General features: G+C 62.3%; 12 protein-coding genes. 11 read left to right on the top strand and 1 reads right to left on the bottom strand.

The annotated features are described in order from the left end of the window. Positions 1–59 precede the first annotated feature (59 nt). Positions 60–986, bottom strand: coding sequence for a serine O-acetyltransferase EpsC (epsC, locus tag HU731_RS17345; RefSeq protein WP_186606388.1), 927 nt, complete (start codon positions 984–986; stop codon positions 60–62). Between the two features lie 166 nt (positions 987–1,152). Here epsC and HU731_RS17340 point away from each other — a divergent pair, with 166 nt between their 5' ends. From HU731_RS17340 to HU731_RS17290, 11 genes are all read left to right on the top strand, one after another. Continuing rightward, positions 1,153–2,148 carry a D-cysteine desulfhydrase gene (locus tag HU731_RS17340; RefSeq protein ID WP_186606387.1) on the top strand — a complete coding sequence of 332 codons (996 nt, stop codon included), beginning with the start codon at positions 1,153–1,155 and terminating at the stop codon, positions 2,146–2,148. Positions 2,149–2,320: 172 nt separating this feature from the next. Further along, positions 2,321–3,115: a cystine ABC transporter substrate-binding protein gene (tcyJ, locus tag HU731_RS17335; protein WP_186606386.1), complete on the top strand. Its 795-nt coding sequence runs from the start codon at positions 2,321–2,323 to the stop codon at positions 3,113–3,115. After that, positions 3,115–3,780 (top strand): cystine ABC transporter permease, encoded by a 666-nt coding sequence (tcyL, locus tag HU731_RS17330; protein ID WP_186606385.1) that lies wholly within the window; start codon positions 3,115–3,117, stop codon positions 3,778–3,780. The genes tcyJ and tcyL overlap by 1 nt, the downstream gene beginning before the upstream one ends. Positions 3,781–3,783: 3 nt before the next feature. Further along, positions 3,784–4,530, top strand: a complete 747-nt coding sequence (gene tcyN, locus HU731_RS17325; RefSeq protein ID WP_186606384.1) for an L-cystine ABC transporter ATP-binding protein TcyN — start codon at positions 3,784–3,786, stop codon at positions 4,528–4,530. A 370-nt stretch (positions 4,531–4,900) separates the two neighbouring features. Then, positions 4,901–5,689 (top strand): hypothetical protein, encoded by a 789-nt coding sequence (locus HU731_RS17320; RefSeq protein ID WP_186606383.1) that lies wholly within the window; start codon positions 4,901–4,903, stop codon positions 5,687–5,689. Positions 5,690–5,874: 185 nt separating this feature from the next. Beyond that, a complete protein-coding gene (locus tag HU731_RS17315) occupies positions 5,875–7,116 on the top strand; it encodes an SfnB family sulfur acquisition oxidoreductase (protein ID WP_186606382.1) in 1,242 nt (413 codons plus the stop codon). Positions 7,117–7,156: 40 nt separating this feature from the next. Then, positions 7,157–8,350 (top strand): SfnB family sulfur acquisition oxidoreductase, encoded by a 1,194-nt coding sequence (locus tag HU731_RS17310; RefSeq protein WP_186606381.1) that lies wholly within the window; start codon positions 7,157–7,159, stop codon positions 8,348–8,350. Then, on the top strand, positions 8,350–9,711 hold the full coding sequence (locus HU731_RS17305; protein WP_186606380.1) for an LLM class flavin-dependent oxidoreductase: 1,362 nt from the start codon (positions 8,350–8,352) through the stop codon (positions 9,709–9,711). The genes HU731_RS17310 and HU731_RS17305 overlap by 1 nt, the downstream gene beginning before the upstream one ends. Positions 9,712–9,819: 108 nt before the next feature. Continuing rightward, entirely contained in the window at positions 9,820–10,635 is an 816-nt protein-coding gene (locus HU731_RS17300; protein WP_186606379.1) for a MetQ/NlpA family ABC transporter substrate-binding protein, read from the top strand. Beyond that, complete coding sequence (locus HU731_RS17295) at positions 10,632–11,747, top strand: methionine ABC transporter ATP-binding protein (protein WP_186606378.1); 1,116 nt, start codon at positions 10,632–10,634, stop codon at positions 11,745–11,747. The genes HU731_RS17300 and HU731_RS17295 overlap by 4 nt, the downstream gene beginning before the upstream one ends. Further along, entirely contained in the window at positions 11,737–12,381 is a 645-nt protein-coding gene (locus HU731_RS17290; RefSeq protein ID WP_186606377.1) for a methionine ABC transporter permease, read from the top strand. The genes HU731_RS17295 and HU731_RS17290 overlap by 11 nt, the downstream gene beginning before the upstream one ends.

Here is a 12,381-nt window from a genome sequence, read left to right as displayed (position 1 = left end):
TGATACACCGCTATCGCAGGCAAGCCAGCTCCCACATTGACCGGCCTTTGGCTCAGGTATTACTTCTGCGCCCCATCATCATGCTGCAAGTTCGCCTGGGTGATATTCGCCCCGGCCGGCACGCTGCGGGTCAGCCACACGTTGCCGCCGATGGTCGAACCCTGGCCAATGGTGATCCGCCCCAGGATCGTCGCCCCGGCGTAGATCACCACATCATCCTCAACAATAGGATGACGCGGGTGGCCTTTTTGCAATTGCCCATCTTCATCCGCCGGAAAGCGTTTGGCGCCGAGTGTCACGGCCTGGTAGATGCGCACGCGCTCGCCGATGATCGCCGTCTCGCCAATCACCACGCCTGTGCCGTGGTCGATAAAGAAGCTCGGGCCGATCTGCGCGCCGGGGTGGATATCAATGCCGGTGGCCGAGTGGGCGATTTCTGCACTGATCCGCGCCAGCAGCGGCAGGCCGGCGCGGTACAGGTGGTGGGCCAGGCGATGGTGGATTACCGCCAGGATGCCCGGGTAGCACAGCAGCACCTCATCCACACTGCGGGCGGCCGGGTCGCCGTGGTAGGCGGCCAGTACGTCGGTGTCCAGCAGGCTGCGCAAAGATGGCAGCGCCAGGGCGAAATCCTGGATCAGGCGAATGGCGCGGGCGTTGACCTCACTGTCATCCTCACCGCTCTGGCGTGCGGCATAGCGCAGCTCCAGGCGCGCCTGGGCGAGCAAGGCGTTGAGCGCGACGTCGAGGGTATGGCCCACGTAGAAGTCTTCGCTTTCTTCGCGCAGGTCCGCCGGGCCCAGGCGCATCGGAAACAGTGCACCGCACAACGCCTCAAGTATCTGCGCCACCGCCTCGCGGGACGGCAACTCGCGGCCACCATGCTCGCCACTCAAGCGTCCGTTGCGCGTTCGCCACTGGTCGCGGGCGCCGCGCAGCTGGCTGACGATGGTCTGCAATTGCCAATGACTGGAACGCTCACTCACGGTATTCACTCCTGACGAAATGGCCCTCACTTTACGGTATGCACCCAGGCAGCTCTTAAGAACCAATGGTGTGAGCCTAAGAACCTTTCGTCATAAGCGATTGACGGTTGCCCGATGAAAAGTGCCTGCCTATAGTCCCCCCATCACTCAGCCACCGTGCGTAACCATGATCAAACAACAGCTCGACCGTTTTGACCGCCTGGATCTACTGGGCAATGCCACCGCCCTGGAAAAACTCGAGCGGCTGTCGGCCTGGCTGGGCAGGGACATCTACGTCAAACGCGATGACACCACGCCGCTGGCCATGGGCGGCAACAAGCTGCGCAAGCTTGAATACCTGGCTGCCGACGCCATCGCCCAGGGCGCCGATACCTTGGTCACCGCCGGCGCGATCCAGTCCAACCATGTTCGCCAGACCGCCGCGCTGGCCGCCAAACTCGGCCTGGGCTGTGTGGCCCTGCTGGAAAACCCTACCGGCACCGAAGACCCCAACTACCTGGGCAACGGCAATCGCCTGCTGCTGGAGCTGTTCGACGCCAAAGTGGAATTGGTGGAAAACCTCGACAACGTCGACGACCAACTCAACGCCCTCGCCGACCGCCTGCGCAGCAACGGCAAGAAGCCTTACCTGGTGCCTATCGGCGGCTCCAACGCCCTCGGCGCATTGGGTTACGTGCGCGCCGGGCTGGAGTTGGCCGCGCAGATTGAAGACAGCGGCATTGAATTCGCCGCCGTGGTGCTCGCCTCTGGCAGCGCCGGCACCCACAGCGGCCTGGCCCTGGCCTTGAGCGAAGCATTGCCGCAGTTGCCGGTGATCGGCATCACGGTGTCGCGCACCGAGCAAGCGCAATTGCCCAAAGTGCAGGGCCTGGCCGAACGCACTGCCCAGTTGCTCGGTGTGGCTATTCCCGACGCCTTCAAAGTGATCCTGTGGGACGAATATTTCGGCCCCCGCTATGGCGAGCCAAACGCCGGCACCCTCTCGGCGATCAAACTTTTGGCCAGTCAGGAAGGTCTGTTGCTGGACCCGGTATATACCGGCAAGGCCATGGCCGGTTTGCTCGACGGCATCGGGCGCCAGCGGTTTGAAGAGGGGCCCATTATTTTCCTGCATACCGGTGGCGCGCCGGCATTGTTTGCCTATGACTCAGTATTCAACTGATTGAATACGGTCATATTCAAAAATAGAATATGAAATTGTATTTTTATTATTTTCAAGACTTAAAAACCCACCTTATCATCGCGCCGAAGGCGAAGACGTGCTTCGCACTTTAGGGCAGGATACGACTACCGCGTCACCTGCTTCGCTCACCATAAAAACACAGGGGCTCTCCATGACTATTTCTGCATTTCGTCGCACGCTGTTGGTTGGCACTTTGGGCCTGGCGCTTGGCGCTGGCTGGCTGGGCCAGGCGGTTGCCGGCGAGCAGTTGAACACCATCAAGAAGGCCGGCGAGATCAAGATCGGCCTGGAAGGCACCTACCCGCCGTTCAGCTTTGTCGATGAGAGCGGCAAGCTCAGCGGTTTCGAAGTGGAACTGTCCGAGGCACTGGCCAAGGAGCTGGGCGTCAAGGTCAAGCTGCAAGCCACACCGTGGGACGGCATCCTCGCCGCGCTGGAATCCAAGCGCCTGGACGCCGTGGTCAACCAAGTGACCATCTCCGAAGAGCGCAAGAAAAAGTACGATTTCTCCAAGCCTTACACCGTGTCCGGCATCCAGGCCCTGGTGCTGAAGAAGAACGTCGACTCGATCAGTAAAGCCGACGACCTGGCCGACAAGAAAGTCGGTGTAGGCCTGGGCACCAACTACGAACAATGGCTCAAGGACAACCAACCCAAAGCCATCATCAAAACCTACAACGACGACCCAACCAAGTTCCAGGACCTGCGCATCGGCCGCATCGACGCCATCCTGATCGACCGTCTGGCCGCCCTGGAATACGCCAAGAAAGCCCCCGACACCGCCGCTGCCGGCAACGCCTTCTCCCGTCAGGAATCCGGTATCGCCCTGCGCAAAGGCGAGCCCGAGCTGCTCGACGCGGTGAACAAGGCTCTGGACAAACTGCGCGCCGACGGCACCTTGAAAAAGCTGTCCGAGAAGTACTTCAACGCTGACGTCACGCAATAATGGAAGCAGGTTTCCAACTCGCGCTGGACTCCGCGCCCTTTCTGCTCAAGGGCGCGTACTACACGGTAATCCTCAGCCTGGGCGGGATGTTTTTCGGCCTGCTGCTAGGCTTCGGCCTGGCCTTGATGCGCCTGTCGCGCTTCAAGCTCTTGAGCTGGACGGCTCGGGTCTACGTGTCGTTTTTTCGCGGCACGCCGTTGCTGGTGCAGCTGTTCCTGATCTACTACGGCTTGCCGCAAGTGGGCATCGAGCTGGACCCGATCCCGGCCGCCATGATCGGCTTTTCGCTGAACATGGCCGCCTATGCCTGTGAAATCCTGCGGGCCGCCATCGCCTCCATCGAGCGTGGCCAGTGGGAAGCCGCTTCCAGTATCGGTATGACCCGTGCGCAGACGTTGCGCCGGGCCATCCTGCCCCAGGCGATGCGCACGGCGTTGCCACCTTTGGGCAACAGCTTTATTTCGCTGGTCAAGGACACGGCGCTGGCCGCCACCATCCAGGTGCCCGAGCTGTTTCGCCAGGCCCAACTGGTGTCGGCACGTACCTTCGAAATTTTCACCATGTATCTGTCCGCGGCCCTGATCTACTGGATCCTGGCGAGCATCCTGGCGCATCTGCAAAATCGTCTGGAAGACCGGGTCAACCGGCATGACCTGGAGTCTTGAAGCATGATCGTGGTTGAAAAACTGACCAAACAATTCAACGGTCAGGTGGTGCTCAACGGCATCGACCTGGAGGTTCAGGAAGGCGAAGTGGTCGCCATCATCGGCCCCAGCGGTTCGGGCAAGACCACCTTCCTGCGCTGCCTGAACTTCCTCGAAGAACCCACCAGCGGCCGTATCAAGGTAGGTGACATCGAGATCGACAGCAGCAGGCCGCTCAACCAGCAACAGGGCCTGGTGCGGCGCCTGCGCCAGCATGTGGGCTTTGTGTTCCAGAACTTCAACCTGTTCCCCCACCGCACCGCGCTGGAAAACGTCATCGAAGGCCCGATTGTGGTCAAGAAGATGCCACGGGAAGCGGCGGCCGAACTGGGGCGCAAGCTGTTGGCCAGGGTCGGCCTGGCGGGCAAGGAAGCGTCGTACCCGCGGCGCCTGTCCGGCGGCCAGCAACAGCGTGTGGCGATTGCCCGCGCATTGGCCATGGAGCCGGAGGTGATCCTGTTTGACGAACCCACCTCGGCCCTCGACCCGGAACTGGTGGGCGAAGTATTGGCGACCATTCGCAGCCTGGCCGAAGAGAACCGCACCATGGTCATCGTCACCCACGAGATGAGCTTTGCCCGTGACGTGGCCAACCGCGTGATCTTTTTCGACAAGGGCGTGATCGTCGAACAGGGCGAAGCCAAGGCACTGTTTGCCAACCCCAGGGAAGAACGCACCAAGCAGTTCCTGAGCAAATTCCTCGCCCACTGACGCCTCCCAGTGTAGGAGCGAGATTGCTCGCGAAGAACGTTAACGATAACGCGGTGAATCAGATTGACCGAGTTGCCTGGGCGTTCTTCGCGAGCAATCTCGCTCCTACAACGGGTTGCAGGTTGAGCGTGTAAAAGCCCCCGTCGCAAGCGCCTTAAAATCCCCCTCCCCGTCAGACCTTTCTGAATCTCTCCAAACCCACCGTTTAGCCCTTTGCCTCCATTGACGCTCCCCGGCCAACCCTCTTATCTAGCGCCTTGAGGATTGGATCCTATCCCGGCTACTGACTGAATCGTGCCTTTCGACCCCCCTGCGCCTATGCGTCGAGGCTTCGGAACGATTGCTGCTGGCTGCATCAAGGAGATTACTTATGACACACACTCAAACCCCGGCCACGCTCCGTGCCCCAAAGCTGCCCCAGGCTATTGGAAACGGCATCAGCGCCCTGGCCTCCGCCCACTTGCAGGTCGACATTTCGCCCTACCCGAGCATGGAAGAAGGCGACCTGATCGAACTGTTCTGGAACAACTGCTTTGCCGCCTCGCGCAAGGTGACGGCGTGCAAGATCGGCACCTGCACCCACCTGTGCGTACCAGAAAGCTTTGTGCAGGACGGCCCGGCACGCGTCCACTATCAGGTCTTGCAGATCGGCCATGGCCCGATGCGCTCGGCGGTGACGCTGGTGCGGGTCAAGACCAGCTACCCCGGCGGGCAGCCTTCGCCGCACCTGAACCCTGAAGGCGGCGATGAAAACCAGAACCTGGCGCCCGTGAACCTGCCCGAGACAATCCGCCGCCACGGCGTCAACAGCAGCCAGGTAAGGCGCGGCATTCCGCTGACCATCGAGCCTTACCTGAACATGAGCACGGGCGATGCCATCACCTTGCGCTGGGGCGATGTACGCCTGGACCTGCCCCGCATCCAGGCCAAAAGCGTCGGCCTGGCGGTGCAGGTGTGGGTGCCGCCCCAGGTGATTGTCGAAGCCGGCGACGACTGCCGGCTGGAGGTCACCTACTGCATTCTCGACCGCGTGGGTAACAACTCCCGCTGGGCGCCCGCCCGCACGCTGCGCATCGCCGCCTGCACACCGCCCCGCCCTGCCTCGCCCGCATCGGGCTATCAACCGCGTCGCTTCGGCTCACCCTGTGAACCGGGGTGACAGCCCTTCTATGCATATTCCTAAAAGTTAGTTTATTTAAATAATTAACACGCTTAGGGTATATGCACCGGACCACCGGACATTCCTGATTTTTCTGTTTATTTCATTGAATGCGAGGTCGGTATGGTCAGAATTACCCCGGTGTACAACGCCAGGGCATTAAGTGCAGCCAAGGAGCGGCGCTGATGTCTAACTTGGCTCTAACATCCCCCCAGAGTGATCTGGACGTAGCCCCCCTGCTGGTGCCCGCCACGGTGCTGCGCAACGACGCCCAGGCGCTGAGCGCCGCCCACGAACTGGCCCAGGCTGCGCGCGCGCAGGCCGCCCAGCGCGACCAGCAACGCAAACTGCCCTGGGCGCAGCTCGAACAGTTCACCCGCAGCGGCTTGGGCAGTATTTCCATTCCCCGTGAATACGGCGGGCCCCAGGTGTCGTTTGTGACCCTGGCCGAAGTCTTCGCGATCATCAGCGCAGCCGACCCGGCACTCGGGCAGATCCCGCAGAACCATTTCGGCATCCTGCATGTGTTGCAGGGCACCGCCACCGAGCGCCAGAAAAAACAGCTGTTCCAGAGCGTGCTCGACGGCTGGCGCATCGGCAACGGCGGCCCCGAACGCGGCACCAAAAATACCTTGGAGCTCAAGGCACGCCTCACGGCCGACGGCGACGGTTACGTGCTCAGCGGGCAGAAGTTCTACTCCACGGGTGCCCTGTTTGCCCATTGGGTGGCAATCAAGGCCTTGAACGATGACGGCAAGCAGGTCATGGCCTTTGTGCGTCGCGGCAGCGAAGGGCTGCGCATCGTCGATGACTGGTCCGGCTTTGGCCAACGCACCACCGCCAGTGGCACCGTGCTGCTTGATCGCGTAGCGGTAGACCCGGACCTGGTCATCGACAACTGGCGCCTGGGCGAAAGCCCGAATATCCAGGGAGCCGTGTCGCAACTGATCCAGGCCGCCATCGACGCCGGCATCGCCCGGGGCGCCCTCGACGATGCCATTGCCTTCGTGCGGGAACGTTCGCGCCCGTGGATCGACGCCAAGGTCGAGCGGGCCAGCGACGACCTGTATGTGATCGCCGATATCGGCAAGTTGAAGATCGAACTGCACGCCGCCGAAGCCCTGCTGCGCAAGGCGGGCCAGGTGCTGGACCAGGTCAGCGCCGCGCCAATTACCGCGCAGTCCGCCGCCTACGCCTCGATTGCCGTGGCCGAGGCCAAGGTGCTGACCACCGAAGTGGCGCTGCAGGTCACCGAGAAGCTCTTCGAACTGGCGGGCAGCCGCGCCACCCTGGCCGAATTCAACCTTGACCGTCACTGGCGCAACGCCCGGGTGCACACCCTGCACGACCCGGTGCGCTGGAAGTACCACGCCATCGGCGCCTATCGACTCAACGGCACCTTGCCGGCTCGTCATTCCTGGATTTAACCAACCAGAACACTTTTTCCACGAGCTTCTGGAGAAACTCATGACCCTTTCTCATCCCGTCGCGGTCATCACCAGCGACGAACAAGCGCTTATCGTCGCCAGCGACCTTGCGGAAGACCTGCGCCGCGACAGCGCCCAACGCGACCGCGAACGCCGCCTGCCATTGCCCGAGCTGGACGTGTTTTCCCGCTCTGGCCTGTGGGGCATCAGCGTGCCCAAGGCCTACGGCGGCGCGAGCGTGTCCAATGTCACCCTGGCCAAGGTCATCGCACTGATCGCCCAGGCCGATGGCTCGTTGGGCCAGATTCCGCAAAACCATTTCTATGCCCTCGAAGTACTGCGGGTGAACGGCAGCCCCGAACAGCAGCAACGCCTGTACACCGAGGTATTGGCCGGCCAACGCTTTGGCAACGCCTTGGCGGAACTGGGCACCAAGACCGCCCACGACCGCATCACCAGCCTCACCCGCGACGGCGATGGTTTTCGCATCAACGGGCGCAAGTTCTACGCCACCGGGGCGATCTATGCCCAGCGCATCCCCACCTCGGTAGTGGATGCACACGGCGTGCAGCAACTGGCCTTCGTACCGCGTGACAGCGCGGGCCTGACGGTGATCGATGACTGGAGCGGCTTCGGCCAGCGCACCACCGGCAGCGGCTCGGTGGTGTTCGACAACGTGTGGGTCGCAGCGCAAGACGTGGTGCCGTTCCAGAGCGCCTTCGAACGCCCGACTACCGTCGGCCCGCTGGCGCAGATCCTCCATGCGGCCATCGACACCGGCATCGCCCGCGCGGCCTTTGAAGATGCACTGCATTTTGTGCGCACCAAGACCCGCCCTTGGATCGACGCCGGCAACGACAAGGCCACCGAAGACCCGCTGACACTCAAGAGCTTCGGCCACTTGAGCAGCCGCCTGCACGCCGCCGAAGCCTTGCTGGAGCGCGCAGGTGAATTCCTCGACCGCGCCCAGGCCGACAGCAATGCCCAGACCGTCGCCGCTGCCTCCATCGCCGTCGCCGAAGTGCGCGCCCTGAGCACAGAGATTTCCCTGGCGTCCGGCAGCACCCTGTTCGAACTGGCCGGCAGCCAGGCGACCCTGGCCGAGCATGGCCTGGACCGCCACTGGCGCAACGCGCGGGTGCACACCCTGCACGACCCGGTCCGCTGGAAATACCATGCGGTCGGCAACTACTACCTCAACGATGAAAACCCGCCGCTGCGGGGGACCATCTGATGAGCAAAAAAAAGATCCTGCTCAATGCCTTCAACATGAACTGCATCGGGCACATCAACCACGGTTTGTGGGCTCATCCACGAGACAACTCGACCGAGTACAAGACCCTCGAATACTGGACTGAACTGGCGCAGATCCTGGAGCGCGGGCTGTTCGATGGTTTGTTCATCGCCGATATCGTCGGCGTGTATGACGTGTACCAGGACACCATTGACGTGCCGCTCAAGGAGTCGATCCAGTTGCCGGTCAACGACCCGCTGCTGTTGGTGTCGGCCATGGCCGCTGTCACCCAGCACTTGGGCTTCGGCCTTACCGCCAACCTCACCTACGAGCCGCCGTACCTGTTCGCCCGGCGCATGTCGACGCTGGATCACCTGAGCCGCGGCCGGGTGGGCTGGAACATTGTCACCGGCTACCTCGACAGCGCCGCCAAGGCCATGGGCCTCACCGAACAGGTCGAGCATGACCGGCGCTACGACCAGGCCGATGAATACCTGCAGGTGTTGTACAAGCTCTGGGAAGGCAGCTGGGAAGACGACGCCGTGCGCAACGATCGCCAAGCGCGGGTGTATGCGCAACCGGGCAAGGTGCATAAGGTTGCGCACCACGGCGAGTTCTATCAGGTGGAGGGTTATCACCTGTGCGAGCCTTCGCCGCAGCGCACGCCGGTGCTGTTTCAGGCCGGTAGTTCCGAGCGTGGCTTGCTGTTCGCCGGGCGGCATGCCGAGTGCGTGTTTATCAGCGGGCAAAACAAATCCGCGACCAAGCGCCAGGTGGACAAGGTGCGCGCCAGCGCGGTGGAGGCTGGGCGCAACCCGGATGACATCAAGGTGTTCATGGGCCTTAACGTGATCGTGGGCGCCACCGAAGAGCTGGCGTGGGCCAAGCACGCCGAGTACCTCAGCTACGCCAGCGCGGAAGCCGGCGTGGCACATTTCTCGGCCTCGACCGGGATTGATTTTGCCCAATACGGGCTGGACGAACCCATCCAGTACGTCAAGAGCAACGCGATCCAGTCCGCCACCCAGAACCTGCAGAACAACGACTGGACCCGGCGCAAATTGCTCGACCAGCACGCCTTGGGCGGGCGCTATATCACCCTGGTGGGCTCGCCTGAACAGGTGGCCGATGAGCTGGAATCCTGGATCAGCGAAACCGGGCTGGATGGTTTCAACCTGACGCGCATTGTGACGCCGGAGAGCTATGTGGATTTCATTGAGCTGGTGATACCAGAGCTACAACGACGGGGCTCGTACAAGACGGAATATGCGCCGGGAACGCTGCGGGAAAAAGTCTTCCAAAACAAGGCCCGCTTACCCAACCAACACACCGGCTCTACCTACCGCCACCACCCCCTGTAGGAGCGAGCTTGCTCGCGAAGACCGTCAACGATAACGCGGGCCGCCTGGTATGCCGAGGCGCCCTCCAGTTTTTCGCGAGCAAGCTCGCTCCTACAATTGGAATCCACTATGAAAAAGACATTCTTAAACCACCCAGTCAAAGCACTGGCCCTAGCCCTTGGCTTATTCAGTTCGGCGGTATTTGCCGCCGACGCCCCGCTGAAAATCGGCACCACCGCCGCCTTCGCCATTCCGCTGGAAGCCGCCGTAGAAGAAGCCGGCAAGCAAGGCCTGAAGGTCGAGCTGGTGGAGTTCACCGACTGGATCGCGCCCAACGTCAGCCTCGCCGCCGGCGATATCGACGTGAACTACTTCCAGCACATCCCCTTCCTGGAAAACGCCAAGGCAGCCGCCGGGTTTGACCTGGTGCCGTACGCGCCGGGCATTATCAACAACGTCGGGTTGTATTCGAAAAAATACAAAAGCGTTAACGAGCTGCCCGCAGGCGCCAGCGTGGCGATTGCCAACGACCCGATCAACAGCGGTCGCGGCCTGCAACTGCTGGCCAAGGCCGGGCTGATCACCCTCAAGCCGGGCGTGGGCTACAAGGCCACCGAAGAAGACATCGTCGCCAACCCCAAAAACATCAAGATCCTGCAAGTGGAAGCCGTGCAACTGGTGCGCGCCTATGACGACGCCGATCTGGTGCAGGGCTACCCGGCGTATATCCGCCTGTCCAAGACCTTCGATGCCGAGTCGGCGCTGTTGTTCGACGGCCTCGACCACCCGGAATACGTGATTCAGTTCGTGATCCAGCCCAAGAGCAAAACCGACCCACGAGTGATCAAGTTCGTCGATATCTACCAGCACTCGCCGGTGGTGCGTGCGGCCTTGGACAAGTCCCTCGGCAAGCTCTACCAGGTCGGCTGGGAAGCTCAACCATGAGTGCCGCCAACGCCCGCTTGCGCGACCTGGAGCACGCGCCCAGCCACGCCGAACAGACTGAACTGCACCCGGACTTGAACCGCGCCCATGTGCGGTTCATCAAACTGGGCAAAACCTATGACGGCACGGTGCATGCGCTGCAAGGCATTGACCTGGCGATCCAGCGGGGCGAAGTGTTCGGCATCATCGGCCGCAGCGGCGCCGGCAAGTCGTCGCTGATCCGCACCATCAATCGCCTGGAACAGCCCAGCAGCGGGCGGGTGCTGATCGACCAGGTGGACATCGGCGGCTTCGATGAAGACCACCTGGTGGCGCTGCGCCGACGCATCGGCATGATCTTCCAGCACTTCAACCTGATGTCGGCCAAGACCGTGTGGCAGAACGTCGAGTTGCCACTCAAGGTCGCCGGTGTGCCCCAGGCGCAACGCGCGCGAAAGGTGCATGAACTGCTGGAGCTGGTAGGCCTGCAAGACAAACACAAGGCGTACCCGGCGCAGCTGTCCGGCGGGCAGAAACAGCGTGTCGGCATCGCCCGCGCGCTGGTGCACGACCCCGAGATTCTGCTGTGCGACGAAGCCACCTCGGCCCTCGACCCGGAAACCACCCAGTCGATCCTCGGCCTGCTGCGCGAGATCAACCAGCGCCTGGGCCTGACCATCGTGCTGATCACCCATGAGATGGCGGTGATCCGCGACATCTGCGACCGCGTGGTGGTACTGGAACACGGGCGTATCGTCGAGCAAGGCCCGGTGTGGCAGGTGTTTGGCGATCCGCAACATGAGGTCAGCAAGACCCTCCTCGCACCGCTGCAACACGGCTTGCCGCCAGAGTTGCACAGCCGCCTGCAACCCTCGCCCGCCTCGGCCGACGCCGCACTGGTGCTGCGCTTGCAGTTCACCGGCAGCGACACCCAGGAGCCAGACCTCGCGGCGCTGTTCAGCGCCCTCGGTGGCCGCGTGCGCTTGCTGCAAGGCGGCGTGGAACGCATCCAGGGGCATGCCTTGGGGCAACTGCTGCTGGCAGTGAATGCATCGCCGCACAACGGCGAAGAACTGCGCAAACGCGCGGCCAATTGGGCACAACAGGTGGAGGTGCTGGGCTATGTGGTTTGATCGTTTAGTGCAGGGTGCCATCGACACCTTGTTGATGGTGGGGGTGTCGTCGCTGATCGCGCTGCTGGTGGGCATTCCGCTGGCGGTGTTCCTGGTCACCAGTGACAAGGGCGGCATCTACCAGGCACCGGCCCTTAACCGCGTGCTGGGAGCGTTCGTGAATCTGTTCCGCTCTATTCCGTTCCTGATCCTGATGGTGGCGCTGATCCCGTTCACGCGCCTGATCGTCGGCACCACCTATGGCGTCTGGGCGGCAGTGGTACCGCTGACCATCGCCGCCACGCCGTTCTTTGCGCGCATCGCCGAAGTGAGCCTGCGCGAGGTCGACCATGGCCTGATCGAAGCCGCGCAGGCCATGGGTTGCCGCCGCTGGCACATCATCTGGCATGTGCTGTTGCCAGAGGCGCTCCCCGGCATCGTCGGCGGCTTCACCATCACCCTGGTGACCATGATCAACTCATCGGCCATGGCCGGGGCGATTGGTGCCGGTGGCCTGGGCGATATTGCCTATCGCTATGGCTACCAGCGCTTCGATACGCAGATCATGCTCACGGTGATTGTGCTGCTGGTGGTGCTGGTGGCGCTGATCCAGCTGAGCGGGGACCGCTTGGCGCGGGTATTGAACAAGCGCTGA

It is taken from the genome of Pseudomonas salmasensis, assembly GCF_014268375.2.
GTDB lineage: Bacteria > Pseudomonadota > Gammaproteobacteria > Pseudomonadales > Pseudomonadaceae > Aquipseudomonas > Aquipseudomonas salmasensis.
This window is presented reverse-complemented; position numbering and strand designations above follow the sequence as displayed.

What these genes read in the sequence shown, in the direction of transcription:
- HU731_RS17305 (WP_186606380.1), top strand. Translation starts at nt 8,350, where the DNA reads ATGAGCAAAAAAAAGATCCTGCTCAATGCCTTCAACATGAACTGCATC.
- HU731_RS17290 (WP_186606377.1), top strand. Translation starts at nt 11,737, where the DNA reads ATGTGGTTTGATCGTTTAGTGCAGGGTGCCATCGACACCTTGTTGATG.
- HU731_RS17340 (WP_186606387.1), top strand. Translation starts at nt 1,153, where the DNA reads ATGATCAAACAACAGCTCGACCGTTTTGACCGCCTGGATCTACTGGGC.
- HU731_RS17295 (WP_186606378.1), top strand. Translation starts at nt 10,632, where the DNA reads ATGAGTGCCGCCAACGCCCGCTTGCGCGACCTGGAGCACGCGCCCAGC.
- HU731_RS17320 (WP_186606383.1), top strand. Translation starts at nt 4,901, where the DNA reads ATGACACACACTCAAACCCCGGCCACGCTCCGTGCCCCAAAGCTGCCC.
- HU731_RS17315 (WP_186606382.1), top strand. Translation starts at nt 5,875, where the DNA reads ATGTCTAACTTGGCTCTAACATCCCCCCAGAGTGATCTGGACGTAGCC.
- tcyJ (WP_186606386.1), top strand. Translation starts at nt 2,321, where the DNA reads ATGACTATTTCTGCATTTCGTCGCACGCTGTTGGTTGGCACTTTGGGC.
- HU731_RS17310 (WP_186606381.1), top strand. Translation starts at nt 7,157, where the DNA reads ATGACCCTTTCTCATCCCGTCGCGGTCATCACCAGCGACGAACAAGCG.
- HU731_RS17300 (WP_186606379.1), top strand. Translation starts at nt 9,820, where the DNA reads ATGAAAAAGACATTCTTAAACCACCCAGTCAAAGCACTGGCCCTAGCC.
- tcyN (WP_186606384.1), top strand. Translation starts at nt 3,784, where the DNA reads ATGATCGTGGTTGAAAAACTGACCAAACAATTCAACGGTCAGGTGGTG.
- tcyL (WP_186606385.1), top strand. Translation starts at nt 3,115, where the DNA reads ATGGAAGCAGGTTTCCAACTCGCGCTGGACTCCGCGCCCTTTCTGCTC.